The organism is Nitrospira tepida, assembly GCF_947241125.1.
In the GTDB taxonomy this organism is placed as follows: Bacteria; Nitrospirota; Nitrospiria; order Nitrospirales; family Nitrospiraceae; genus Nitrospira_G; species Nitrospira_G tepida.
Genome location: NZ_OX365700.1, coordinates 776,395 through 798,712, shown reverse-complemented (window position 1 = coordinate 798,712; position 22,318 = coordinate 776,395). Strand labels below are relative to the sequence as shown.

General features: G+C 61.5%; 20 protein-coding genes and 2 pseudogenes. 9 read left to right on the top strand and 13 right to left on the bottom strand.

Annotated elements, in window-relative coordinates; all coding sequences use genetic code 11:
- Positions 1–2 precede the first annotated feature (2 nt).
- From QWI75_RS03810 to QWI75_RS03785, 6 genes are all read right to left on the bottom strand, one after another.
- Complete coding sequence (locus QWI75_RS03810) at positions 3–1,112, bottom strand: dCTP deaminase domain-containing protein (RefSeq protein WP_289267360.1); 1,110 nt, start codon at positions 1,110–1,112, stop codon at positions 3–5.
- Positions 1,099–2,148, bottom strand: coding sequence for an adenylosuccinate synthetase (locus QWI75_RS03805; RefSeq protein ID WP_289267359.1), 1,050 nt, complete (start codon positions 2,146–2,148; stop codon positions 1,099–1,101). The genes QWI75_RS03810 and QWI75_RS03805 overlap by 14 nt, the downstream gene beginning before the upstream one ends.
- 6 nt (positions 2,149–2,154) lie before the next feature.
- Positions 2,155–3,741: a ribonuclease H-like domain-containing protein gene (locus QWI75_RS03800; protein ID WP_289267358.1), complete on the bottom strand. Its 1,587-nt coding sequence runs from the start codon at positions 3,739–3,741 to the stop codon at positions 2,155–2,157.
- A 147-nt stretch (positions 3,742–3,888) separates the two neighbouring features.
- Complete coding sequence (locus tag QWI75_RS03795) at positions 3,889–5,289, bottom strand: DNA recombination protein RmuC (RefSeq protein ID WP_289267357.1); 1,401 nt, start codon at positions 5,287–5,289, stop codon at positions 3,889–3,891.
- A 303-nt stretch (positions 5,290–5,592) separates the two neighbouring features.
- Entirely contained in the window at positions 5,593–6,342 is a 750-nt protein-coding gene (locus QWI75_RS03790; protein ID WP_289267356.1) for a hypothetical protein, read from the bottom strand.
- A gap of 378 nt (positions 6,343–6,720) precedes the next feature.
- Positions 6,721–7,206, bottom strand: coding sequence for a GNAT family N-acetyltransferase (locus tag QWI75_RS03785; protein WP_289267355.1), 486 nt, complete (start codon positions 7,204–7,206; stop codon positions 6,721–6,723).
- Between the two features lie 482 nt (positions 7,207–7,688).
- On the opposite strand from QWI75_RS03785, the gene QWI75_RS03780 reads away from it, so the two are divergent.
- A complete protein-coding gene (locus QWI75_RS03780; protein WP_289267354.1) occupies positions 7,689–8,162 on the top strand; it encodes a DUF3015 family protein in 474 nt (157 codons plus the stop codon).
- Between the two features lie 222 nt (positions 8,163–8,384).
- Positions 8,385–9,707: pseudogene (locus tag QWI75_RS03775) on the top strand (DUF4403 family protein); the annotation flags it as partial.
- 44 nt (positions 9,708–9,751) lie between these two features.
- Here the strand turns inward: QWI75_RS03775 and QWI75_RS03770 are convergent.
- Entirely contained in the window at positions 9,752–10,207 is a 456-nt protein-coding gene (locus QWI75_RS03770; protein WP_289267353.1) for a hypothetical protein, read from the bottom strand.
- A gap of 65 nt (positions 10,208–10,272) precedes the next feature.
- Positions 10,273–10,416: pseudogene (locus tag QWI75_RS03765) on the bottom strand (cupin domain-containing protein); the annotation flags it as partial.
- A gap of 137 nt (positions 10,417–10,553) precedes the next feature.
- Between QWI75_RS03765 and QWI75_RS03760 the strand changes: the two are divergent.
- Both QWI75_RS03760 and QWI75_RS03755 read left to right on the top strand, forming a co-directional pair.
- Positions 10,554–11,045: a DUF4112 domain-containing protein gene (locus QWI75_RS03760; RefSeq protein ID WP_289267351.1), complete on the top strand. Its 492-nt coding sequence runs from the start codon at positions 10,554–10,556 to the stop codon at positions 11,043–11,045.
- A 183-nt stretch (positions 11,046–11,228) separates the two neighbouring features.
- Positions 11,229–13,103: an ABC-F family ATP-binding cassette domain-containing protein gene (locus QWI75_RS03755; RefSeq protein ID WP_289267350.1), complete on the top strand. Its 1,875-nt coding sequence runs from the start codon at positions 11,229–11,231 to the stop codon at positions 13,101–13,103.
- Here QWI75_RS03755 and QWI75_RS03750 read toward each other — a convergent pair.
- Positions 13,066–13,950 (bottom strand): hypothetical protein, encoded by an 885-nt coding sequence (locus tag QWI75_RS03750; protein WP_289267349.1) that lies wholly within the window; start codon positions 13,948–13,950, stop codon positions 13,066–13,068. The two genes, QWI75_RS03755 and QWI75_RS03750, sit on opposite strands and share 38 nt — an antisense overlap.
- Positions 13,951–14,192: 242 nt before the next feature.
- Entirely contained in the window at positions 14,193–14,792 is a 600-nt protein-coding gene (locus QWI75_RS03745; RefSeq protein ID WP_289267348.1) for a tyrosine-protein phosphatase, read from the bottom strand.
- A 105-nt stretch (positions 14,793–14,897) separates the two neighbouring features.
- Between QWI75_RS03745 and QWI75_RS03740 the strand changes: the two genes are divergently transcribed.
- Both QWI75_RS03740 and QWI75_RS03735 read left to right on the top strand, forming a co-directional pair.
- Positions 14,898–15,737 carry a DUF6502 family protein gene (locus QWI75_RS03740; protein WP_289267347.1) on the top strand — a complete coding sequence of 280 codons (840 nt, stop codon included), beginning with the start codon at positions 14,898–14,900 and terminating at the stop codon, positions 15,735–15,737.
- On the top strand, positions 15,734–17,209 hold the full coding sequence (locus QWI75_RS03735) for a DUF5666 domain-containing protein (RefSeq protein WP_289267346.1): 1,476 nt from the start codon (positions 15,734–15,736) through the stop codon (positions 17,207–17,209). Before QWI75_RS03740 ends, QWI75_RS03735 begins: the two co-directional genes overlap by 4 nt.
- A gap of 72 nt (positions 17,210–17,281) precedes the next feature.
- Here QWI75_RS03735 and QWI75_RS03730 read toward each other — a convergent pair whose 3' ends face one another.
- A complete protein-coding gene (locus tag QWI75_RS03730) occupies positions 17,282–17,812 on the bottom strand; it encodes an outer membrane beta-barrel protein (RefSeq protein WP_289267345.1) in 531 nt (176 codons plus the stop codon).
- A 160-nt stretch (positions 17,813–17,972) separates the two neighbouring features.
- Between QWI75_RS03730 and QWI75_RS03725 the strand changes: the two genes are divergently transcribed.
- Complete coding sequence (locus QWI75_RS03725; protein ID WP_289267344.1) at positions 17,973–18,527, top strand: hypothetical protein; 555 nt, start codon at positions 17,973–17,975, stop codon at positions 18,525–18,527.
- Here the strand turns inward: QWI75_RS03725 and QWI75_RS03720 are convergent.
- Positions 18,524–19,129, bottom strand: a complete 606-nt coding sequence (locus QWI75_RS03720; protein ID WP_289267343.1) for a 2,3-bisphosphoglycerate-dependent phosphoglycerate mutase — start codon at positions 19,127–19,129, stop codon at positions 18,524–18,526. The two genes, QWI75_RS03725 and QWI75_RS03720, sit on opposite strands and share 4 nt — an antisense overlap.
- A gap of 214 nt (positions 19,130–19,343) precedes the next feature.
- On the opposite strand from QWI75_RS03720, the gene QWI75_RS03715 reads away from it, so the two are divergent.
- Entirely contained in the window at positions 19,344–20,210 is an 867-nt protein-coding gene (locus QWI75_RS03715) for a hypothetical protein (protein WP_289267342.1), read from the top strand.
- Here the strand turns inward: QWI75_RS03715 and QWI75_RS03710 are convergent.
- Positions 20,180–20,887 (bottom strand): zinc-ribbon domain-containing protein, encoded by a 708-nt coding sequence (locus QWI75_RS03710; RefSeq protein ID WP_289267341.1) that lies wholly within the window; start codon positions 20,885–20,887, stop codon positions 20,180–20,182. The genes QWI75_RS03715 and QWI75_RS03710 overlap by 31 nt on opposite strands.
- 215 nt (positions 20,888–21,102) lie before the next feature.
- On the opposite strand from QWI75_RS03710, the gene QWI75_RS03705 reads away from it, so the two are divergent.
- Positions 21,103–22,314 carry an acetylornithine transaminase gene (locus tag QWI75_RS03705; RefSeq protein ID WP_289267340.1) on the top strand — a complete coding sequence of 404 codons (1,212 nt, stop codon included), beginning with the start codon at positions 21,103–21,105 and terminating at the stop codon, positions 22,312–22,314.
- Positions 22,315–22,318: the final 4 nt, after the last annotated feature.

The following is a 22,318-nucleotide window of genomic DNA, read 5'->3' as shown; positions in this document are numbered from 1 at the left end:
AACTAATCTCTCCCTGCCTGCTTCTTGCCGCTATTAGCTTTAGTGCTCTGCTCCTTTAACTTTGGGGACTCTTTGGCCATTGAGCTTGTCGCTGATTCGCCTCGTGCTGTTATGCTGATATCCTTTACAGCCTCAAGGTGACCCAACGTCTTGTTAATTTCAGAAATGCTATCTTTAATATTCTGGTAATTGTCTTTCAGATTCATGTAGCCGCTAAAAAAGTTGGTTTCCAAGTTCAAGTATTTGCTTTCCAAGCTCTGGTGCAGATACAAGTCGAGCGTCACCAAACCACCTACAAGCGTAAGAGCTGTTCCAATTAGGGACCAAATACCGATATTTCTGTATCTCTGGATGGTACTTCCAAATTCCTTCACCTCGTCTCGCAGATGCTTCACTTCAGTCTGAAGTTCGAACACTGAGCTTTGGACACTTTCACCCTGCGGCAAATAATCTCTTAGTGGGCGATCTTGTTCTTTGTTGTATATCTTGCACGGGTAATTGCTAAGTCCGGTCACCGTAATTAACCCGTGTCGCATCTGACCGAAGTCTTGAGCACCCAATTTCTCAGGATTTTTGTCCGCAAAATACTTCTGGCCCAGCGGAGTAGTTTTTTCAAAATCTATGGTTACTAACTTTTCAAAAAACTCGATCGCTTTTTCTTCATTTGTGAAGTTATGTAATGGACAGCCGAGGTGCCCCCTGAAGCCCGGGTCTACCTGAGGTCCGGTTCCCAGAAGCAATCCACGATAAACTTGTTTTACTCGGAGATTGAACCTAGCAATCATGTAGTGGGGAATATTAACTTCCTCAAGAAATCTTATATAGATGAGGCCATTCGGGGGAATTATGACTTTGCCGGCTGCCCCCAAAACTCCTGAGATTCTCTTGCCACTCTCGTCATGAATTAGATACTCACCACCTGCATGAAGCGTATAAGAGGCAGGCTCTAGAAACTTCTCATCGAATGGATAGATTAGATTTACTTTTTCCCTGTAGAACTTAATGCGGTCAGAAAGTAGGAGACCAGCAGGAGAATCCTTGTCAGGATCCAGCCAGAAATCTTCTTCTTTCACTTCTGGCTTCGGTTGCTTGTAGGACTCAGGAAGCTCCATGAAAGTGATTGCCTCTATCTATCAATTCTTCGTTCGCTGGCCCCGTTCCTGTTATTGACACAGGAACGCCGGTTGCATTCTCCAGGTCTGTGATAAAGGAGCGCGTAAGATGATCTAGCTCCTCATGTGTCCTCACAGACTTGTTCAAGTACGAAAGATAATCTGCTCCGTGGAGAGCAATTTGAGTTGGCCTGTTCACCATTACAGCCCGCCGTACCAACTCAAGATCGAATAGGCCTACCCTTCTAAGTTTCTTGGTCGTCGTTGTGAATTCGCGAATATCAGTTGGATATCCACTTCTCCGGCGGACTTCCTCCCACGTAACCTCATTCAGCAGCGGCCCGGAACTACCAGCGACTCGAATGGGATAGGTACGGACCGCCATCACGATGTCGGTCACTAACCGCGGGCTCACCCCGACTTCGCTCAGAAACCCACTCGCTGTCGTATCCCGGCTCGTGGCATAGGGATAGTGTGGCGAATGGTAGACGGAGAGGCCGAATCCTTGCGTCCCTTCAATGATGACCTTCCCGCCTTTATCCAGCACCCCATTGACCTCTGCAGACACATCCGTGAGAAATGGCTTCAGTTCTGGGATATCCTTGGCAAGCTTGAAATCGGGTTTCCGTAAGACGCGATAGGCCACCGCGATCCCTGTCCCAGATAAGGTTGACCCGAGACGATCTCTTAAGAGCAGCTTCTTCTCCTCTTCAGCGTAATCGCCTGAGATGATGCCTGCATTACGGTCTACCCCCACTCGGCTGGCATCGATCCCAGCCGCCTTAATCTCCGCTAACAGGATGTCCGGAGCGATCAACGAACCAGCGGCGAGCAGGAGGCGGGTGTTAGGATTAAGGAACCCACATGGGAGCAGGCGTAGCTCGTAACGCTGGCCGTCCACATCCACCGTGTGGCCCGAATTCGGTCCCCCGCAGCGCACCACGATGTCAACGCGGTCCCGCAGGGCAAGGTAAGAAGTTACCTTGCCCTTCCCTTCCGATCCAAACTGTCCACCGACCACCACCGTGAGAGGCATTGTTCTTTAGCTGTCGGGGTTGTGAGACATGAGCTTATCCAGTTTTGGGACGATCAAGCACTCCTCGCGCTGATCACCGAGTGGTTCATACATCCCGGCAAGGTAGAAGTCGCCGACGACAGCGGACGTGATGGCGTCCAACTCATCATGGCTGCAGGGGACAGATGTAAACGGCCCCTTGATGCCGAAGGCGGCTAACCCCTGAGCCAGTTCATGCACACTCGATCTCTTTCTCGGAATACGCATGATGTCTTGGGCCGCCCCAGGGTAACTTTCGATGACGCGGAAGCCCCGTTCGCGGAACTCTTTGGCGAGACGGATGCCGCGCTCGGTCAGCTTCTGCATACTCGGGAGCAGGCAGGGAAACACCTTGACACCTCGTCTCCACAGCACTCGTTCGCACTCCCTCAAGATTCCTTTGCTTCGACATCGACATGAATCCTGAGTGCAGCAGCGTCCGTATGGAATGCCTAATGGAGAATCGATTGAGATAAGGTCCGGACGGTGGCGGATTGTTTCCTGCACGATTTCGGCATCCGATTTCACCAATCTGGTGTAGGCTTGCTCACCTTCAAGCAAGGCCCATCCCGTCGGTCTCACCTCACTTCCGCGTAGATCGATTCCAACAACCCTGGGAGCCCCTCCTGAGCACTGAATGTTCTCTAATAGATTGCTCAGCCTGATAGGCGACCGTTCGAGCGGGCGTTTACGAAGCAAGACCGCGGCACCACCAACAATCAGGGTAACCCCGTTGCCATTGACCTTGGAGACATGGACTGGGACGGCTTTGAGAGGTTTTGATGTGATCGTCGGTATCCGCTGCTTCTCTCTGAACAACAGGCCCGCCGTCAGCTCGCGGCAGGCAAACCGCATGAGAGGGCGAAGGCTCATCACATCCGCGATATTGTATTTGACGAGCTGTTCCAAGGCCGACATGTCGCCTCGTTTGTAGCGCGCCCACAATACGGTGGCCAGATAGCCATTCACGGCCCGTGCCTCAGGACCCCGCCGAATACCCAGTCTTTGCTCAATGTCTTTAAGCCCACCCGAATAGCCTAGTCGCTTGAGGAGATAACGCAGGTCGAGATGCACCGATGGCAGACGAAGAGATGGCAGTTTCGCCCTCAGGAATGGGAGGTCAAACAATGTCCCGTTAAAGGTGACGACGATGTCGTACTGGGCGAGGAGTTCCGGCAACTGCTTCAGGTTATGACCCGACAGCAAGGTCCGCACCCGATTGCCGTCATAGAGCCCCACGAGCGTGATTTCATCGTAGTAGTGAGAGAGACCCGTCGTCTCAATGTCCAAAAAAACAGTCCTTGATTCAAAGCTTGGATAGAGGCGCCACCACGCCTCGGGAGCTAGAGCCCGAGAAAAAAATGTGACGTTCTTCTTCTCGAGGGCTTCCGCCGACTGCTCGATGATCCGGAAAACTTGGGGTTGTGAACGCAGTGGCTTAAGCAGGGTTGAAGAAGAATTGAGAAACTTGCCCCAGGAAGTGATACCGCTCTCCCAGAGCGCTTTCTCGGTTTTCTGTCCTACCCGAGGCGCGTGAAGGAATGTACGAGGAAGAATTTCATTGGTCGTCGACACTATCAAGTCCTTCGCAGCACAACCCGTGAATAGCGTCTCCGCCGTTGATCGGTCGGAATGTAGACTAGTCAGATACTGAATGTAAAGTTTCTCCGCGACCTGTTCAAAGATGAACGTCGCGCAAGAAATTCCTGCTGCTGTTACCGTCTAAATGATCTTCTCCGCTTCGATCTGTGAAGATTGTCGCGGGAAAACCTCCACCGGCTCGATCAGCGGCACCTCTTTTTCCGTGGCAATACCCAGGTCCTTGAATTTGCGCGCAGCCGGCCAGACCCGGCTTTCCAGCGACCCGACCGCGCGATTGTAGGCCGCGACGCTTTTTCCCAGCGCCGCGCCGATCTCGTTGAGATACTGCGCGAGCAGGGCCATCCGCTCGTAGAGGTCCTTTCCCAAGCGACCGGCCTCCTGCGCATGCGCGGTCAACTGTTCCTGCCGCCAGCCGTAGGCCACCGCCCGCAGGAGCGCCATGAGCGTCGTCGGCGTGGCCACCACCACGCCCCGGGAAAACCCGTCCTCGATCAGGGTCGGGTCCTGTTCGAGGGCCGCGCCCAGAAATTGCTCGCCTGGCAGGAACAACACCACGAACTCCGGCGCCAGATTGAACTGGGTCCAGTAGGCCTTGAGGCTCAGCTCCTCCATTCGGGCGCGGATCTGCGCGGCGTGTCGCTTCAGCCGCTCCGCCCGCTGGTCGTCATTCGGCGCGTCATGGGCTTCGAGATAAGCGCTCAAGACGGCCTTCGCGTCGATGACGATCTGCCGGCCGCCCGGCAACCGCACCAGCATGTCCGGCCGCGCGCGGCCCTCCTCCGAGACCACGCTCTCCTGCTCGAAGAAGTCGCAATGCGGCACCATGCCGGCCAGCTCCGCCACCCGTCTGAGCGTCATCTCTCCCCAGCGCCCCCGGACGGCCGGCGTCCGCAAGGCGTTGACGAGCTGCCCGGTTTCCTGCTGCAACCGCTGCTGCGACTCGGCCAGCAGCCGCAGATGTTGGTCGAGCCCCCCATAGGCGGCCTGTCGAGACTGTTCCAGTTGCTGCAACTGGTCGGCATACCGGCCGAGCTGATCGTGGAGCGGTTTCACCAGGTCGTCGATCGCCTGATGCCGTCGAGACCATTCGCCCTTGGCCTCGGCCTGTATGGCTTGAAAGGTCGTTTTGGCGAGATTGAGAAAGGCCTCGTTGTTCCGCTGCAAGGCCGTCCCCGAGAGGGCCTGAAAGGTTTCCGCTAATTCAAGCCGGGCCTGAGCCAGGATGGCCTGCTGTTCCTCCACCCGCTTCAACGCTTCTTCGCGCCTCGTCTCCGCCGCCACGAAGGCCTGTTGGGATTCACTGAGCGAGGCCCGCAACCGGACGATCTCCGCCTGCTCCAGTTCGGCGCGTCGCCTCAGCTCGGCTACAACGGTTTCCGCCTTTTGGGCGCGCTCCGCCGCCTCCATCACCTGATCGTGGAAACGCCGGCGCAGGTGCGCCGCGACCCACCAGCCCGCGATCAGCGCCCCTGCCAGGATTCCAACACCGGCCCCCACCGTCAACGCGGTGATGTCGGTCATTTCGAGCGGTCCCTCACGGTGATGCGCTGCGACAACAGGGCAGGAATGCGTCGAGGAATGTTGGCGAGCTTACGGAAAACGCTCCGGCAGGTCAAGACAGTGCTCCTGTCCTCTAATGGTCAGGGCCGTTCGCATCTATCATCGGGATGCCGCCTTCGTCAATGGACATGCGTCAAGCGTCATGCGTGGTCGTCAATCGCAAGGCAATGAAGGGGACAGGTAAAAAACTCGCCGCTCCTCTACGTTTGACGAAGTGGCGAATGACGGATGTCCGTCCGTCCCACGAGAGGCGGCAGCCGGCAGTCAGAACAACCGGCCTCGGCCGAACTGTTGTTCCGCCGACTCCTCCGTCACGGCGATCAGGAGATCGTCCCTCACCTCGGCTCCTTCGTCTCGATCTTGGAGTTCCTTGGCCGCGTCTTCCAACGCCAATTGCTGGCTCCGGACCAGCCCGCGCAGCCGCGCGATATGCGCCGCCGCACGCGCCAGCTCCTTTTCCTGAGCCGCCAAATGCGCGCGGACCACGCCGATCTCATGCCGCAGCGCCTGGTTCCGGACCAGGGACCGCTCCTGCCAGTAGGTGGAATCGTAGAAGTTGTCCGTCAACCCGTTCCACGGGATGGACGACGGCGCCGCTGGCACTTCGGCTTGATGCGCGCGTGTGGACAACCAGCCGTGCAGACGGGCCAGACCCTGCCTCATCCCCGCCCGGGAGGTTCGGCCAAGCCATCGGCCTGTCGCCGCCGCTCCGCGACCGGCCGCGCACACCGTCCAGGAAAACCCTGACCCCGCTGCCCTCCCAAACCGAAGCAGGTTAGTTCCCAACGAAAGGCGCTGGAACGTCGCCACGATCAGCCTGCCGGTGGCTCGCGCCATCCTCGTCGCGCCGGCAGCCAAGGCGCAGCCCACCGAAAGGAGCGCGGTCCCGATCTGCCGCCATCTCAACCCTGTTCGGGACGAACGGGAGGCACAGGGATACTTGGCCACGACGCCTTGCGGCATCAACTGCAACCGTTTGACCGGTTCTCGATTGGCCATGATATGTCGATTCATGGGACCCTCTCCTTCACATCCACGTCATCCTTTGCCGCTGGCGCTGTGGTCCTGTCACGGAGGCGGACGCGACAAACACGCGATCCGTGGCCGGAGGCCATGAGTCGCAGCACCTGTTCAGCGCAAGCGGTCAGACGACAGCATCCGACCGATGTCTCGACAATCGTTTACACGCTCTCGAACGCCTGATGCGCAGGAGGATCATATCCGTGACGATACGGATCGAAGGGAATGGGGCAGGAACCCGGATGGGTCTTGATCTTGGACCATCCGTCGGCCATGACTCCTGTTTACTCCGCTTCGCATCGTGAGTCAACCGCGCAAGGGCGGAACCGGAATTGTGCGGCGAGAAGCCCGGCGTCGGGACCATGCGGCCGATCACAGATCGAGCTTCAATTTGCGCCCGCCGGACAGGTTGAACCCCTGCCGTTCATAGAAACGCAGGGTGCGATCGAACTGAGGCAACGGGGGCGTCGTGACTTCGAGCCTGGTCCATCCGCGTGACCGGCCCCATTGCCTTGCACGCGCGATCAATTGTCCTCCGACCCCGAAGCAGCGATAGGCGGGACGGACGAACAGTTCCGGGATCGTGCCGAAGACGCCCCCTGCGTAGAGGGCACGGCTCTCGCCAAGCGCAAGGAATCCGCAGATCGAGCCATCCGCCTGATCACGAGCCAGAAAGACCGTATAGGTCCGCTCAGCCAGCCAGGTCTGCGCACGAGCGACGGTTTCCTGTTCGTGATACTCGAACACTCGGGCGCCGACGGCCGCCATGATTTCGCCCAGCAGCTCGCCGACCATCCGCGCAAGCGCCCGCGCATCTTCCGGTCGAGCTGGGTCTATGTGAACCGGCCGATTCGGCATGGTCGCCCGTCTCCTTCTTTCCCCGCGCCGTTCCCTCCGGCCATCACCCTTCATGGCGGCAGGCAGAATGGGCATCGCTATAGCAAGGGCTCCACCTCCATGACAAGAGTGGGGGTCAGACAGGAACGGCTGTATGAAGGGGGGTTCGATGCCCACTTACTACTATGCGTGCGCCGGCGCCGGCCTGCGCTCACCGATTGGGGACATTCCCTCCTAAGGCTAGGGAATCGCCCAGTGCAGGGGCTCATGCCTCCGCGATAAGTGTCGAACAGGATACGGCAGAGGCCGAGTGCCCGAGCGAGTGGGTCGAGAAGGAGCCTGACGCTCGCTCCCTGCATCAGCCTGATTCTGCCGGCCAGACCTGTTGATGCGACTGGCTGGATGATCGACATCGAGATCCGAAGGAATCGAAAAGAAATCGAGTAGGGACCACCGGCTCGGTCGAGCCCACTTCATTATCGTAGAGAGGGAGGAAGCACATCATGAAGCATCCGATCGGCAACGTCGGCATGAGTCAAGGAAACCAGCAGGGAACGACGTCGTGGGTATGGGCGATCGCCCTCCTGGCGGTCTCAGGGTTGATGGCCGCGTGCAATACGACCAAGGCCACCATCGACACGACGGTCAATTTTTCCTCCAGCACCTCCCCGCAGTCGCTGTTCACGCAGGATGGGCTGGTGGCGAAGGATCAGCAAATGAACCTCTATACCGCGGTCGCCTGGGAAAGCATCCAACAGGACATCGCGCGCGGACAAGGCGAGTACGTCACCTCCCTTGGGGTGCTGCTCGATGTGCCGCCCCAGGACCAGGCTGCGATGCCGGCTTACTGGCAGAGCCGGTACGACAGCCTCTTCCCGGAAGAGGCGCGAGGCGCCCGCGAATCCATCGCGCTCCTGCGAACGGGGTTGTCTTCACCCGGCTCCGCCGGGCAGGCGAGTTCAGCGTCCAGTCGATAACACCTTCATGACCTGTTGACCCAGGCAGGCGGCCCAGGCGCCGCCGGCCTGGAAGCGAGGACCCCATGTCTACGACCACACGGATGATCGCGGCCGCCGCAGCCTGGACCTTGCTCGCATCGGCCCTCGGATGCAGCCACACGATCCCCGCCGTCGTTCACCGCCACGGGTCAACCGGTCGCTCAGCCGCCGGAAGCTCAGTGGCCCCTCGCCGTCAAGGCAGATCTGCGTCCGATCCAACGGGCCATCCAGGCTTCCTTGCCGGAACGTTTCACCGATGCCACCCATCCCCTGGGGCGCGATTATCGTTGGACCTTCGTGCGTGACGGCCTGCCGGAGGTAACCATTCAGGACGGGCTCGTGACCATTCGGGCGACGTATCGGGGCGACATCGAGGCGCGGGAGCTGGCGCAATCCTGCCGTCTCGGTCCGCTCTATCCGGTCTTCGAAGGCGGCGGGCCGCTCCAGGTCCGCCAAGACGGCTCCTTTCTCGTCTTTGCCATGGACCAACCGCATCTGACCACCGTGCTCAAGCCGGAGAGCGAGGCCAAGTGCAACCTGTTTGCGCTGCCGGTCAAGGATCAACTGAATGATCTGCTGGACCGGGATGGATTGGAACGGCAGATTGCCCAGGCCATTACGCCTGGCACGTTCCGTATCCCCATCGCGCAGGTATGGCAGGCACTTCAAGGCCCGATCAATCTGCCGGCCGGATCTCCGGCCAGCGCCCTGTGCCTCTACGGCACCCCCCTGGAGATCCAGATCGGCGGCGTGAGTGGGACCGTGGAAGAGAGCACGATCAAGGGGGCCGTAAGGGGGAAACCCATGGCGGCCTACGAACCGGACTGTGCCCATCCGGTTCCGGCCACCCCGCTCCAGGTGAAGAACGGCGCCACGGTGGCCGAGGACAAGCCGTTCAGAATTCTCGGGTCCATGACCGTTCCCTACGAAACCATCAACCATGACCTGCAAAGCAAGCTCTTCCATCAGCAGATCGTCACGGCCGGCGGCGACTCCCTGATGATCGAGCGAGCGTTCGCATCGGACGCCAACGGACGCATGCTCCTTACGGTGGAGACCAGCGGCGACGTCAACGGCACCCTGTACTACTGGGGCACGCCTCATCTGGGCGATGATGGCACGATGGTGACGGTTCCGGACCTTCAGATGGCCAACGAATCCAAGAAAGCATTGGACGGCATCAAGATCGGCTATTGGCACAGCGTGGACGACAAGCTGAAGGACCGGATCCAAAACGCCCTTAAGACGGACATGAGCCAGCAGGTGAGCAAGATGAAATCCTCCCTGAGCGGCCGCCATCAGCTCGGCGATCTCGCGCTCAACATGGCGTTGGCGCGCCAACGGTCCGCCAGCGCCTTTTCCACCCCGCAAGCGCTCGTCGCCAACGTGTTGTTCGAAGGAACGGCGAGCGCGAGCGGTCGATTCTCGGGACAGGCGGAGGAGGAACAGCCGCAGGCGCCGTCCTCGCCGGCCGGCACGGAATCACGGCAGGAGCCGGAACAGGTCCGGCCTCAATCGGAGTAGGAAACCGGTGCCGGCCGCTTGATCTGACTCCGGCCAATGGCACTCTACTTGGGCAGGTGCGGGCCGGGAGATCCCCTTGGCTCCTCCGGGATCGAACTGTTGGCGGAGACTTCGAACTCGTTGAGCCAGAAGAAGAGCGTCCAGGGCAGCCAATAGGAGCGGTCCCGCACGCGCAGGTCGGTGAGCAAGGTGCCCCCCTGCCGCCGGGCTTCCTCCGCCACGCATTCCACCAACTGATCCACGCGGACGGTATTGGTGAACAGGTTGGGTGGCCTCAGCCCGCCCGACCTGTTCAAGTTCCCCGTCACGAGCGGAATGTACTTGAACAGATAGATCCCCCAGTTGTCGGCATAGATATGGGCAACCGGCGTCGATGCGGCGGCCAATTGCTGTCCGCGCAACTGCTCGGCCGGGACCACCTCGACCGTCGCGCAGCCGGTCGCGCCGGGGACGCTGAGCCAGGCGAGCAGCAGAATCTCGAGGAACGGAATGCGATTCATGGCGCTCCTCGATCGGGTGCCTGCGCCCCTGGCCGCCCGCCGCACAGGCCGCACGACCCAACCGATCATTCAGTCCAATCCCGATGCACGGCTTCCGGCGAAAAGGCCGGCAGACAGATGGCCAGGTATGCCGCTCCCTCCGGGCCCGGCGTGCTGTATCGAATCCACTCTCCACGAGAGGTGATCACGGCCTGCCCCGCCTTGACCTCCGATCCTTTCCGCTTCCGTCCACCCATCCACCCGTCGGCGCCTCGCCGATACAGGCGCACGGAGGCTACCGATTACGATGATGGGAGTCAATCGTTGACCGCCTCGGCAGGGTCTGAATGAATGATAAAATGCCCGCATGGCGTCTGTCCGAGCCAAGGAAGAGCAGGCCGAGTGGATCGCTCATCTCCTGGATGACGCGGTGCATCTGCCCCACACCAGGATCCGGTTCGGTCTGGACCCGATCATCGGATTGGTGCCGATCGTGGGAGATGTCGCCGCAACGATCGCCGGGTCCTTCGTGCTCGTGGCGGCCCGGCAACTGGGCGTCCCCACGGGTCTGCTCTTGCGCATGGCCTATTACCAATCGGTGAACGGGCTCCTCGGGAGCGTGCCGCTGTTCGGGGACCTGTTTTCATTCACCTATAAGAGCAACGCCAAGAATGCGGCCTTGTTGGTGCGCAGGGTCAAGCGCGGCGAGGCCGGGGTCTGCCCGCTGGAAGCTCCCTCGCTTAGCTTGGCTGATCTCGGGCTGATACTCCTTCTGACGGCGCCGGTGTGGACCGCCGTCGCCCTCCTCAGCTATTGGTTCTGGTCCCGCAATCTCACGCTTCTCAGCATTCTGTTCTGAGCGCGCCACATCCAGACGATCGCCATCCTCCGCGCCCTCGGCTTGCCATCGAAGCACACGAAAATCCTCGTGGCTCTCATGCGCCCGAACCTCGTATACTGAGCCCGTCGTGACTTCTGTCGTTCATGACGACGCTGATCGACCGCTCAACCGGAACCTTTTCGTCCGCTGCATGAAATCCGCATGCCTCCGACCATCCTGCTGAGTTGTGAATCCATCGGCAAGCGCTACGGGGTGACTCCTCTATTCCAGGACCTCTCCCTGGCCCTGTTCGATGGCGACCATGTCGGCCTTGTCGGTCCGAACGGGTCAGGGAAATCCACCCTGCTGAAGATTCTGGCCGGCATCGAGCAGCCGGACAGCGGGACGAGATCCGTCCGCCGCCACCTTCGTATCGGACACGTCGCCCAAGAGCCGACCTTCGACCCGGACCTTACGGTGGAGGAGGTGCTTGTCCAGGCCGTGAAGGCGGCGGGCCTGGACCCGCTTGAACAGGCGGGCCGTCTTGCACAGGCACTCGGCATCGGGGAGTTTCGCAACGGAGAGCAGGCCGTCTGCACGCTCTCCGGCGGATGGCGCAAGCGCCTGGCTATCGCCCGCGCGCTCATGTTGGAACCGGACGTCCTCTTGCTGGATGAACCCACCAATCATTTGGACCTGGAGGGGATCCTGTGGCTGGAATCGCTCCTCAAGGAGGAGCCGCGGGCCTTTCTCGCCATCAGCCACGACCGCCGGTTTCTGGAATCGGTCGCCACCCGGATGATCGAGTTGAATCGGTGCTATCCCGCCGGGGTCTTCACCGCCAAGGGCCGCTACAGCGACTTCCTGGAACAGCGCGACGCCGCCCTGCAAGCGCAGGCCGACTACCAGGCGTCGCTGGCGAATCGCGTCCGGCGCGAGATTGACTGGCTGCGGCGCGGACCGAAAGCCCGCACGACCAAGGCCAAGGCCCGCGTGGACGCCGCCCGGGGGATGATCGACGAATTGTCTGCGATCGAGGAGCGGGCGACACAGAGCGCCGCCGACATCGACTTTGTCGGATCCGGACGCAAGTCCAAGCAATTGGTCGTCGTGAACGGGCTCGGCAAATCGCTCGGCGGCCGCCCGATCGTGAGCGGCCTGGACCTGCACCTTGGCCCAGGCCATCGGCTTGGGCTCCTCGGGCCCAACGGCAGCGGCAAGACCACGCTTCTCAAACTCCTGGCCGGCAGGCTGGAGCCGGACGCAGGACGCGTCGTCCATGCGGAGGGCCTGAGGGTCGTGACGTTTGAGCAGCACCGCGACTCGCTGGATCCATCGGCGACACTCCGTCGATCCCTTGCGCCGGCCGGCGATGCGGTCATCTATCGGGACCGGGCGATCCATCCGATCTCCTGGGCCAAGCGCTTTCTCTTTCGTCCTGAGCAACTGGATCTGCCGGTCTCTCGCCTGTCCGGCGGTGAGCAGGCCCGGTTGCTGATCGCCCGGCTGATGCTGCAACCGGCCGACCTGCTGATTCTGGACGAGCCGACCAACGACCTCGATATCCCCACCCTCGACGTGCTGGAGGAAAGCCTGATGGAGTTTCCCGGCGCGCTGGTGCTGGTCACGCATGACCGCTGGTTGTTGGACCGGGTCTCCACGTCCTTGCTGGCGCTGGACGGACACGGCCGTGCGGATCTGTATGCGGATTACGATCAGTGGGAAGGGGCGCAACGCCACCGAGCGGAACCAGCCGGCCGGCCTGAGACCGCGGCCGACGATTCCCCTGTCACAGGGGCGGCGTTGCCGACAGCGCCGCCCGCCCCAAAACGCAAAGGCCTGTCGTACCGGGAGCAACGGGAATGGGAGGCCATGGAAGACCACATCCTCGAAGCGGAGCGGCGTCTCGCCGACTGTCAGGCGGCGCTCCAGGACCCCGACGTGGCCTCGGATGCGGCGGCGCTCCAGGAGCGATGCGTCGCGCTGGAGTCGGCCCAAGTGACGGTCGAACGGCTCTATGCGCGCTGGGCCGAGTTGGACGAGAAGCGGGGCGCAATCCTTAACGAAACAGCTCGATCACGTGAAACAGGTCGATGAGAATCGTGGTGCCGAAGGTCGGTCCCTGATCCTTGTCCGCGATGACGTCATCCCATAATTCAATATGGATACCCGGGCCGCGCAGCGCGATAGTGCCGTACGTCTGTTCAATGGAGTTACCTCGCCGATCAACAAAGAGGCCTGAATCGATCGACGCGCCCACTTCCAGTTCCCATCTCGGAGGCGAGCCGGAGCGGTAATCGCCGATGCTCAACGAGACCTGCCCCAGATAGGATTGCCCCGCCACCTGTTGAAATCCTGAGCCAGGGGCGAGCTGCCCGTAGCGTCCCATGGCCGAAACCCTCATGAAGGGAACGAAGGGCACCGGCGCGCGCCGCAGACCGATCCGGGCATAGGCTTCGTGGTACAGCGTTCCGGAGTCGATCCCAAGGCCGACGAAGCCGACGTCCGGAACGTTGAGCCATTCTCCCCAATAGGTCACGGACCCCCCGACCATGGCATCGGTGGTTTCTCGCGTTTGGCCCACCGGAATTGGCTCCTGATGCAGAATTTTGCGATGGGCAAAATCGTTTTGGAGAAACCGGCTCGGCTGATCCGAGGTCGGTCCGGCTCCAACGGTCAGATTCGTGCCCCACTTCCCGATGCGCTCCGTCCACGACAGGGTCGCGAAGTTCAACCCGATCGTCTCATCGATCGTGGAAGGGTAGGCTTCCCCCTTCACATTGAACTGGGTGAATCGGTTCATCGTGAAGCCCGTCGAGAGCGTGCGCTGTTGATCCGGATAGGCGAGCGCGCCCCAATGCACGCTGGGCGCGGGCGTTTCCGCCGGACTCACGGCCGGTCTTCCCAGCAGGATGAACAGGCACAACCATAGTCCAAGGCGCACGGCGCCGTTCCATCCAACCGGTGATCCTCGCCTCTCCACCTTCACAACCACAGTCCCGTCCATCCCTCGTCCACGAGAACGCCGTCCTTCGATCCTGCCTCGTACTTATCATTTCCTTCATTTGTATAGCGATGGGGGGAGGTCCTTGCAAGGGGCGCATTCGGCGGACCCTGTTGCCAGAGATTCGTTGTCGGCTCGGTCGCACAAAACGGGGCGAGCCGGAACAGGGAATCGCGAGCCGGTTACCGCAGCAGCCTATACCCGCCCACATGCCGCCAGAAGGTTCGGTCCATGGCTTGGGTGGAGCTGCCGAGGAGGGCGGGGAGATGGCCGTAGAGGAGGGAGAGTTGGTTCGACGCCGTCGAGGAACTGATCCCTTCGACTTCGTACAAATAGAGGGCGGCGACCAGCGAGGTTCGATCCGCTCCGGATTTGCAATGAATCAAGAGGGGCTTGGGCGCGTCATGCAGGATCGCGATGAGGTCCGCAATCTCGGCCTCATCCAAATCGCGATTCGCGGAGATGCCGTAGTCGTACAGGTGCACGTTCAAGATGCCCGCGGCCCATACCTCCTCGCGGTACCAGTCGGCGCCATGATTCTTTCCGCGGAGATTCAGGATACTGCGGATGCGGTAATGCCGAATGATGTCCGCCAATTCATGCGCGTCCAATTGCCGGGAGCGGTAGACGGCCTCGGCTGACACGACGGCGAAATTCCCCTGCTCCCAGCGGTAGACCCCGTACGCAGCCGGCGCGATGAGGATGACGGCCAGGCAAACGAGCACGCACTTCTTGAACGCGACTGTTCCCGGATGGCTGTTGGAGCGAAAACCGATGCGCATAAGGCTGACGTCGCCTCCCCCCAGCCGCAGTTGCCGCCGATCGCCGTTCCTGGTATATGGGAACAAATTCCCATTCACTATACATGGGAAAAAAATCCCACGTCAATGCCTTCATCGCAAACTGAGGCCCTGTGCGTCGCCACGCGGGTGTTGCTCCGCCCCCTCATCCGCATATTCCTGCGGCATGGCCTGCCCGCGAAGGCCTTCTTCGACCTGGCGAAACAGGTGTATGTCGAGGTGGCGAAAACGGAATTCGGCATCGGGGGGAAGGCGGCCACGACCTCGCGCATCGCCATCCTGACCGGACTCACCCGCAAGGATGTCCAGCGGCTGTTGGCCGCTCCTCACCGGGACGAGGCGGCGATGTCGGAACAGTACAATCGGGCCGCCCGCGTGATCGCGGGCTGGTTAAAGGACGAGGATTTCAGCGACCACAAGGGGCATCCGGCCCCCCTTCCGGTCGAAGGCGAGCGCCGTGCGTTCTCGGAGTTGGTCAGACGGTACAGCGGGGACATGCCGCCGCGCGCCATGCTGGACGAATTGCTCCGGGTGGGAGCCGTCAAGCGGATCAAGGATGGCCGCGTCTGTCTGGTTGAGCGGGCGTACGTGCCTGAAAGGGGCATCGCGCAGAAGCTCAATATCCTCGGCGCCGATACCGCCGATTTGATCGCCACGATCGAACATAACCTGTACGTCAACCCCCAGAAGCCCCGCTTCCAGCGCAAGGTGATGTACGACAACGTGCCGGCCGACACGGCGAAGGAGTTCCACGCCATCGCCGCCGCCCGCGGACAGGAGTTGTTGGAAGCCTTGGACCGCTGGTTGGCGCATCGAGACCGTGACGTGAACCCAGCCGTCAAGGGGACCGGCCGAGTTCGTCTTGGAATCGGCATCTACCATTTTGAAGAGTCCCTCGATCCCGAGACGAAACGAAAGCCGTCATGACACAGTCCCGGCTGCGCCCCCGCTCTTTGCTCTTATTCATCGCCGTCGCGCTGACCGCCTGCGGCCCCGGCGCGCAGCAAGGCGGGGGCATCGGCGGGACCGGCGGCATCGCCAGCGTGTCTACCGGACCCGTCACCGGATTCGGGAGCGTCTTTGTTTCGGGGGATGAATACGACACCACCAACACGTTGTTCCAGGTCGATCGGCAGGCAGGGGCCGACCAGAATCAGCTCAAGAAGGGGATGGTCGTGGTCGTCGAGGCCAGCGTGCTGCAAGACGATGCCAGCAAAAAAATTCTCCAGCGGACGGCGAATCGGATCGTCTATACGGACACGGTGGAGGGGCCGGTTCAGGCCGTCGCCCCGGACGGCCACAGCCTGGTGGCGCTCGGACAGACCGTGCTCGTGACCGGAACGACCATCATCGACGGCAGCGTACCGGGCCAGGATGTCACCAGCTTGACGCCCGAGGTGGACCTGCTCGAGATCAGCGGGTTCGTGCTCGGCGACGGAGTGATCGTGGCGACGCTGATCGAGCGAAAGGCCGGCTCGCCCGATTACGAGATCAAGGGGTTCGTCAAGAACCACGATGCCGACCGCGCCCTGTTCCAGATCGGAGCGCTCACGGTTCACTATGGCGGAGCGGACATCAGCCTCATGCCGAGCCCCAACGGCAATGCCTGGAACGGGCTCCCGATCGACGCGCTCGGACGCGCGTTCAGCCTACCGCAACCTGGGCAACCCGACGGGGTCCTAACGGCGACCAGGATCGCTCCCGAAACGATCGGCAATCAGGACACCAGGCTGGCCGAAATTGAAGGTTTTGTGACCCAGGTTCTCAGCCCGAGCGAGTTTTTCGTCGGCAACATTCGGGTCCGTATCGACGCCGACACCCAATTCGAGGGCGGCACGCCGAGCGACATCGGGCCCGGCGTGCGATTGGAAGTCGACGGACTCCTGAGCAACAACATCCTCACCGCCGCCCGGGTCGAGTTCAATGATCGGATCAAGCTGGAGTCCGACGTCGCGACCATCAACAGCCAGGACGGCGCCAGCGGAACGGTGACGTTGGCCGGCTTCCCCGACACGATCATCCGCGTCAACAGCCAAACCCGGTTCAAGGGCCAAGGCGCGCCCGCCCGATTGGGGGATCTACAGGTCGGCGCTCACATCACGGTTCGAGGAGAACCGCTCAACGGAGGGGCGCTGGCCACGGAGATCACGGTCCTGCTCGCCTCCGCCTCGGTTGTCTTTCAAGGGCCGCTGGATTCGGCCGCCAATCCCCTATTGATGATTCTCAACAGCGCAATCGATACTTCCGCCATACCGGACTCCGGATTCAGAGACGCGAGCGACTCACCGATTGGACGGATCGCGTTCTTCAATTCCCTCGCCCCGGGCCTGATCGTGGAGTTGGAAGGAACCTGGATTGGCGGTGCGATCCAATGGCGTGAGGCCGAGCTGCAGCAGTGACCGACACAAAGAGCCAACGGTACGACGCCGGCAACCGGCGCCCGTCCCTGCGTTCAGCTTACGCGGACGGTCTCACGGACCGAAGTGCACGCCGAAGAGGGCTGCGATGCTGGTATCGTCTCGTTCAAGGGGCGAGAGGCGGACGGCGTGGAGGTTCACCATCACGGTCGTGGAGAGCGCAATACCGGACGTGACCGGATATTCGGCGCTGATCCCGAGCGGAATCCAGTGGCTCGTGTCGCTGGCATCGACCCGGGGAGGCCCGCCGGCATCCAGGCTCATGTGCATGAAACCCAATCCGGCGAACGGGACCAGGGTCACTCGATCCAGTCGAATGTGATATTTCGCGACACCGGCAAAACCGTAGGTATTGAGATCGCTGGCCGGGGTAAAGAGCGTCAGGAGGCCGAATGAGAACGACGGATCGACGTAATAGTCCAGTCCAAAGCTTACCGCGAACATGGTGCCGTCCGGCGAACCGCTGAGCAGGCCCAGATCGGTCGTAAACCCGAACCGTGACTCCTGAGCCTGAGCGGAAGCAACCCCCGACAACAGCGCCCAGAGAGTGAGCCAGAGGGCAAGTCCTCGCAATGCCGTCATCATGCGAGATCCCATTCGCCGTCGGTCCCGCTGCCTCTTCCGGCCTCGTACATGAATGACTCCAGGGTTGGGTTGAACGGCGAATCTAGCACAGGAGCCAATTCACCGGCAAAGCGACCGCGGGCATTGTCGCCGGTCGATCAGTTGCGCTATTCTGCCGCCCATGTTTCAACAGGGGGGGAGCCAGCCGAAACAACCGCTCACGCCGCTTCATGCGGCGGAGGCGCTCTTCGCGCTCCTGCCGAAGAGCCTCACGCCAAAGACATTAGATCAATACGGGCTCTCACTCACCACGGAGCAGGCGCAGCAGGTTTCCAGGGAACTGCTGTCCTTGAGCCTGTACTGGATCCAGGCGGCGCTCACCGCCCATTATAAAGACATCGGGGACGTGCTCGTGACGCCGGAGCTGCACCGGCTGCTCCGCGAGCGATGGACGACGGTGTTTCGCATGCCGGCGGCCGGGTGGCGGACGTTTCTCCCGGAGGCGGAGGCGCGCCGGCGGGACTATCTTGAGGTGGCGGAGCAAGGCGGCGGCCAGATCGACATTGGCAACCGGGCCGTCGCGCGGATGGAGTCGGACTGGACCATCCGGCCCGAACAGAAAGCCGCGCTCCTCTCCCTGATCGTGGATCTGGTTCCGATGGAAGCGATCGGCAAGTTCGTCGAGGCGCTGGAACTGGTCCCGCCGCCCGAGGCGCAGGGGTCCGCAACCTATTAGAGATAGCGGTGAGCTAACGGGACGCCCGCGGAATCAAACTCATAGAGCAGCGGGGCGCCGGTGGGGATGTTCAGTTCCAGCACCTGCTCCGGCGTGAGCCGGTCAAGGTGCATGACCAGGGCGCGCAGGCTGTTGCCGTGGGCGGCAATGATGACGGATCGTCCCGCGACGATGTGCGGCTTGATGTTCGCCTCATAGTAGGGCAGCACCCGCTCGGCCGTATCTTTCAGACTTTCCCCGCCCGGCGGTTTGATATCGAAGCTCCGGCGCCAGATCTTCACCTGCTGCTCGCCGAACTTCTGCGCCGTCTCCGCCTTGTTGAGCCCCTGCAGGTCGCCGTAATGCCGCTCGTTCAAGGCCTGGTCCTGGTAGGTCGGAATATCGGTCTGATTCAGCTCGCGCAACACGATCGCGAGCGTATCCTGCGCCCGCTTGAGCGCCGAAACGAAGGCGACGTCGAAGCGATAGCCCTTGAGCTTCGCCCCGGCCTTCTTCGCCTCTTCCTCGCCGCGTGGAGACAAGGGCACATCGACCCATCCGGTAAACCGGTTCTCCAGATTCCACTGAGACTCGCCGTGCCGGATCAATACCGCCATGCCCATGATCGCTTGCCTCCGCTGCGGGTAGATGTGTCAGGTTGCCTCTCGTCAGATGTAAGCGCGAGGCATCGTGCCCGAGCCGAGCATACCTTGCAATCCCCCCTTTCGGCCAGTACGATGCGATCGTTCCGTCGGGCGGCGGGCTCTTCGTGAGAGCTGTCGCCGGGCGCCGCACCTCGATCAGCTCCATGCCCTCGCCATGAAACAGGAGCAGCCCGTGTCAGGCTTGCCCAATGAGTCCCCATTCCGGTGGGCGACTCATTCCCCGCTGCTCGCCTCCTGGTGGATCAGCCTGGCCGAACGGTTGGGCGTCGGCGAACGGTGCGACTCGTTCTTCCAACAGGCGATTGCACTGAACAGCCTGAACCGGGTGGAGCAACTCGGCGGACAGGTCGATTACCTCCTGTTCGTGCTCGTGCGCTACTGGCTGCCGGTGGTGCTGCCTCCTTCCGGACGGGAACGGCTCTCGAAGGGTGATCTCGACTATTGGCTGGAGTCGGAGCAGATCCTCAAGGCGGCCGTCGCGCGATTGCGCGAGTTGAAGCCCTTGATCGAGTTGCTGACGGCGCAGAATCCGCTCGGCGCGCCGCCCGCGGAAGGGACCGAATCGAGACAACCGGCCGTCGAGGTGGACCTGGCGCGCATGTTGGAGGGCATCGCCGAAGCGGCCGGGAGCTACGGCGGTCCGGACTACACCTCCGTCATCAAGCAATTCGACCCGGTTCCGCTTCGCCAAAGCCAGCCCTTCAAGCACAACAAGAAGCACAGCGCGGAACTGTGGGTGGTGTTTTTGCTGCGCGAGCACCTGCGCGCGCTGGGACTCGGCAAGGACCGCTATTGGCCGGTCGTGGCAGAGGTCTGCGCGTCGGCCGCGATCGTGCAGCCCTCGGGCCAACCCTACAGCGCCGACGACCTCAAGTCCTGGTGGCAAAAGAACTGGCCGCGGACCTACACCCAACTGGAGCAGGGCCAGGCGACGGGCGACCTGACCGGGGCCGCCTATCAGCACGACTATACTTGGTTTCAGGCCTGGATCGCCTGGCAGCGAGCGCGCTATCCGCTGGCCCCTGGACGCCGCGCCTGATCGGAGTCCTGAACGATGGAGGCCGGAGAGAGGGACACGGACCGGGCGGGCGCGCCGGACGGTTTCGGAATCGGGAAACTGCCGTCGCCGGCCCGCCCCTGCTGCAACATGAACAGGACCAGGGCGAACTTCAATACCAGTAGGCCGACGCCCACCCAGACCACATAGGCCTGCACGCCGCCGGCATCGCGAATCAACCGATCCCGCAAGGTATTGTCGAACCCCGCCTGTCGCCGGATGTCGGCCAACTGTTCCTTGATGTGCCAGAAGTAGAGATAGTTCGCGCTCGCGCCCGCCATGATCCGCCACACCATGTCGGCAGACCAATCCTGCGTGAAGTAAAACGCCAGCACCGGGCCGATCGCGTAGACCAGGGCGTAGAGATACATTTTTCTGTAGAGGAACCAGAGAAAGGGCTCGAACACAAAGGCCGGCCAGTTCCAGGTCAGCGCAAATTTCGGGCCGGAGGGTGAGGTGAACTTGGTGAATTTTTTGAGATAGTGGTCGGCTTTAGGACCGATGAACTGCCGCCAGGCCTGTTCCTGTTCCGCCAGGGCCGGATCGCTTACCGTGGCGGTTGGAGCAGCCGGCGCCGGACCGCCGAGTCCCACGCCGCATTGGCTGCAAAACTTCGCGTCGTCGGCGTTGCTGTTGCCGCATTGAGGACAGAGGCCCATCGCGTCAGCTTATAACACAGCGCTAGTAGGCTCACAAGAAACGGGCGCGCCGCTCAGCGGGCGGACCCTGCCGTTGCCGGCTTCTGTTCGACGCAGTCGCTTTATTGCTTTCACCGGATTCCTATGCTACCGTTCCGCTCTTCCCATGGGCTGCTCGGTCTGCTGTGAAAACAGCCGAGCCACGGCACCGCTTCACGAAGAGGGATCACCACACCATGTTGACGGAAGAAGTTCGGCGGGAAGCCGATCAGTATCTGATGAACACCTACGCGCGGCTGCCGCTCTCGATTGCGCGGGGTCGCGGCGCCAGAGTCTACGACCTGGAAGGGCGCGAGTATATCGATTTTGTGGGGGGCATCGCCGTCAATCTGCTCGGGCACGGCCATCCTGACCTTGTGCTGGCCATTCAAAAGCAGGTGGTCCATTTGATCCATGCCTCCAACCTCTATTACACCGAGCCACAGGTGAAGCTGGCCAAGGCCCTCGTCGAGCACTCCTTTGCCGACAAGGTCTTTTTCTGTAACAGCGGCGCCGAAGCGAACGAAGCGGCGATCAAGCTGGCCCGCCGGTACGCCCACGACAAGCACGGTTCGGGCCGCTTCCAGATCATCACGATGAAGAACTCCTTTCACGGACGGACGCTCGCGACCCTGACGGCGACCGGCCAAGAGAAGGTCCAGAAGGGCTTCGAGCCGTTGATGCCGGGCTTCACTTACGTGCCCTTCAACAATTTGGAGGCGCTAGAGCAGGCGCTCTCCGATCAGACGGCGGCGATCATGCTGGAACCGGTACAGGCAGAAGGCGGCGTCCACGTTGTCCATCAGGCCTATCTCGCCCGCGTCCGCGAACTCTGCCGGGAGCGGGACATCCTGTTGATCTTCGATGAAGTACAGACCGGCATGGGCCGGACCGGCACCCTCTTCGCCTACGAACAGTTGGGGGTTCAGCCGGATATCATGACCCTGGCTAAAGGGTTGGGGGGCGGCGTTCCTATCGGCGCCTGCCTGGCGACCAATGCGGTAGCCAAAGCCTTCACGCCCGGCTCCCACGCCTCGACCTTCGGCGGGAACCCCTTGGCCTGCACGGCGGGACTGACGGTCATGCAGGTCCTCTTGGAGGGCCGGGTCCTTGACCATGCCAAGCGCATGGGGGACTATCTGGCCAAGGGCCTGCAGGACTGCAAGGACCGCCAGCCGAGCGTGAAGGAAGTGCGAGGCCTGGGACTCCTCCAAGGGATGGAGCTGGCCGTGGATGGAAAGGCGGTGGTGGAAAAGGCCCAGTCGAGAGGGTTGCTCCTCAATTGTACGATGGATCGGGTGCTCCGGTTCGTTCCGCCGCTGGTGATCACGCAGGCCGAGATCGATCGCCTGCTCGATGTCCTGCCCCACCTCATTCCGGCCGCGACACAGGCCGGTCACCATAACTAACCAA